At 35.3% G+C, this 1,271-nt stretch carries 2 protein-coding genes; both read right to left on the minus strand.

The features are described from left to right. Nucleotides 1–650 (minus strand): nucleotidyl transferase AbiEii/AbiGii toxin family protein (locus J2S23_RS11265; protein ID WP_307122793.1); only part of this gene is annotated, 650 nt, incomplete at its 3' end. Further along, nucleotides 647–1,240 carry a type IV toxin-antitoxin system AbiEi family antitoxin domain-containing protein gene (locus J2S23_RS11270; protein WP_307122794.1) on the minus strand — a complete coding sequence of 198 codons (594 nt, stop codon included), beginning with the start codon at nucleotides 1,238–1,240 and terminating at the stop codon, nucleotides 647–649. The genes J2S23_RS11270 and J2S23_RS11265, both read right to left, overlap by 4 nt. Nucleotides 1,241–1,271: the final 31 nt, after the last annotated feature.

Genomic DNA, 1,271 nt, shown 5'->3' on the forward strand with positions numbered 1-1,271 from the left:
TTTAGAGCAGTTTTCAATATTGGGATATCAATCTCATCTTTTCGAAGGTGATACAATGTGTAGAGGTCATAGCGATCACGAGGTCTAGTTGAAGCAGCTCCTCGACGAATAATCGTTTCTAATTTTTCAGCAAGAACAGTTTCTAAATTATAAGTCCAAACTTCTAGCTTATTCTCTGAAAAAACAGACTGCAATTGATAAGTAATTTCTCGTGGCGTTATCCGATCACCTGTTGTTATATCAATAAAGACAACTTCACGTAGGGTATCGAATGTTGCCTTGAGTTTGAGGGTAAAGCCACCATATTCGTCATCTTGTCGAATTGGCTCTAACATATCAACTTCAAATTGAAAACCTTCAGAAGGTTGACTTACAATTTCTTTGAAGATTTTTTGAATATTTTCCTCGCTAAGAGGTTGACCTTTCAAAGTAACATCTAAATCCATTGTTGTTCGTTTATCTAAGCCAATCATCTGTCCGATAAGGAATCCACCTTTCACAATGAAAGAATCTTTATACCGACTTTCAGAGATGAGTTTTAAGATTTTTTCAATCAAATAGTTCTGCTGAACTTGTTGAACAGGTATCCCTTTTTCTCTTGCGATATTCTTAATTTTCGCTTTGAAGCTATTGGCATTTGAAAATTTCACGACAAGACCTCCACATAAGATTGCAGCTTTTCAGTTACTTTAAATAGTTGTGCATAGTGGTACAACTTGGCATAATTCACAGATCCTTTTTTGAAGTAAGCTTGAAACGCTGGAGCAATGACTTGAACATCAACATGATAAGCTGTTCTCAAACACTCTACCAAAGTTCGTTCCATATCATATACTGAGATAAACTGTCCAGCCTGTCGCTCTAGTTTTATAATACCGATTTCATGATGATTTCTAGCAACAATCGGCTTAACACCAGCTTCTTTCATTAGCCTCGTGTTCGTCCCAAAAGGAAAAGTCATCACAGGTTCAAATGGAACAGTGAGGGAAAGGCCATGTAACCATAGTGCTGTTTCTAAGGAATAAATTCCTTTTGGAAAACGATACTGTAAACTAAAGAAATCATCAATATAGGTATCAGGCAGATGATAAATCCCTCTTTCAATTGATTCCACTTTACCTTTTAAGACCAATTGATTCAGTTGTTGGTAAGAAAAGTTAAGCTCTTCTATATCACGAAAAGTTATAACTCCATTATTTTTTTTTATGTAATTATAGACAGGTTTCTCTAACAAATCCACATTACCACCTCCTAAATAATATGCTAACATT

Source organism: Streptococcus moroccensis (assembly GCF_030812835.1).
Lineage (GTDB): Bacteria > Bacillota > Bacilli > Lactobacillales > Streptococcaceae > Streptococcus > Streptococcus moroccensis.